The organism is Candidatus Regiella insecticola LSR1, assembly GCF_000143625.1.
In the GTDB taxonomy this organism is placed as follows: Bacteria; Pseudomonadota; Gammaproteobacteria; order Enterobacterales; family Enterobacteriaceae; genus Regiella; species Regiella insecticola.
Map to the genome: position 1 here is coordinate 1 of NZ_GL379621.1, position 1,271 is coordinate 1,271.

Consider the following 1,271-nt stretch of genomic DNA (forward strand, 5'->3'; position numbering starts at 1 on the left):
GCACCTATCTTTGAAAACGTCTCTTTTTCAGTGTCACCGGGCGAAAGCCTTGCTATCGTCGGTCGTTCTGGTTGTGGTAAATCCACGCTGCTTAGCGTCATTTCTTCCCTGAGGGAAAGCAGTTCCGGCTATATTTTTATTGATGGAATACCTTTGCAACGTATTGGATCTGAACGCTATCGTTCGCTGATATCATTCGTTATGCAGGATGATTTTCTTTTCTCCGGCACACTGCTACAAAACATAACCTCATTTGCCAATAATCCTGATATCGAGCACATGAAAAGTTGTGCGCGTGCAGCAGCTATCCACGATGAAATAGAGGCTATGCCTCTTGGTTATTCAACGCTGATCGGTGAGTTAGGTAGCTCACTTTCAGGTGGGCAGCGCCAGCGAATTTCTCTCTCGCGTGCGTTGTATAGAAAACCAGCAATTTTGATTCTTGATGAAGCTACATCTGCTCTTGACATTGAAAATGAAAGAAAAATAAATGAAGCTATAAAATCGATGAATATCACACGCATATTTGCCGCACACAGGCCAGATGCGATAGCAGTAGCTGATAAAATCTACCATATGACAAAAAAATAAAAGTATCCACGAGTACCAGAGATTTAGAATAGGCTCTCAGATATACCTTTTGTCTTTGAAGTTACCGCTCTAGGCGGATGGCGAGGACTCGCAGCCAACAACACGGCGACTTCAAAAGCGAAGGCTATAAATGGCGAAAACAGGTTAATAAATTGGGCGAATAATAAAATTACGATACAATAAATCCATGGATTTATCTCTATATCGAAACTTTTATGCGTGCTCTGATGCTTTTGATATCGATTTTTGCAACCACTCTAATGCTGACATCGTCTGTATTGGCCACTGATTTACAAACAGACATCCACCAGCAGGGTTTTGTTTATTGTATTAACGGCACTCCCCATGCCTTTAATCCACAAATGGCACGCCACGGATTAACGGTAGATACTTTATCAGCTCAATTGTATGATCGCTTACTGGGGGTCGATTCTTATAACTATCAGCTTACCTCTGAATTGGCGGAAAAATGGCAAATATTGGATAATGGCGCTACTTTCCGTTTTCAATTACGTAAAAACGTTTCTTTTCAGACCACCTCTTGGTTTACCCCTAGTCGCATGATGAATGCCGACGACGTCATTTTTAGTTTTCAACGTATTTTTAATAAAGAACATGCTTATCATAATGTGAATGGCAATAGCTACCCCTATTTTGATAGTTTACAACTCGCTCAAGCC

2 protein-coding genes are annotated in these 1,271 nt (G+C 41.2%); both read left to right on the forward strand.

Annotation, left to right across the window (positions count from 1 at the left end; genetic code table 11):
• On the forward strand, window positions 1-591 hold a 591-nt coding region (locus REG_RS08175; protein WP_141553661.1), incomplete at its 5' end, for an ATP-binding cassette domain-containing protein.
• 215 nt (window positions 592-806) lie between these two features.
• Window positions 807-1,271 (forward strand): ABC transporter substrate-binding protein (locus REG_RS08180; RefSeq protein ID WP_006705210.1); only part of this gene is annotated, 465 nt, incomplete at its 3' end.